General features: G+C 43.1%; 1 pseudogene. It reads right to left on the bottom strand.

Going from position 1 to position 429, the window contains the following annotated elements:
* Positions 1-109 precede the first annotated feature (109 nt).
* Positions 110-429: pseudogene (locus BW716_RS35670) on the bottom strand (hypothetical protein); the annotation flags it as partial.

The raw sequence follows: 429 nt of genomic DNA, 5'->3' as shown, positions 1-429 counted from the left end.
AAACAGCCTGAAGGATTTAAAAGATAATATTTTAGGAAAGTTAAAAAAAAAACTGCGACAGAAAGACAAACCCCGTTTTGCCCTGATGGCAAAACCGGTTTTTCCTTTTTTATTTTTTTTTTCCCTGTTCCAGCTTTGCCTGGACAAAAAAAGCATGTAGTACTTCTGTCGAAACCCCATGTAGCAATACCCTGAAGGCACCCCCCGCCATAGGCAAGGGTATCATGGGGTGCTTATTGTTCAATGCTGTCAGCTTCTCCGGACAATCCATAATGGTAGCTGCATAAATCCCGATCACCTCATCCAGCTGTAATGAATTTGTAGCCCGCCAGAAATCTGCATCTGTCAGGAAAAACTGATAGACCGGCGTAAATATTTCTATCGCCGTACCCAGGTCTATAAAATTCGTCCACTTGTCCCTGAAGGTGG

Source organism: [Flexibacter] sp. ATCC 35208 (assembly GCF_001975825.1).
Classification (GTDB): domain Bacteria; phylum Bacteroidota; class Bacteroidia; order Chitinophagales; family Chitinophagaceae; genus Chitinophaga.
Note: the sequence above shows the minus strand (reverse complement) of the source record. Positions and strands in the feature narration are given on the sequence as shown.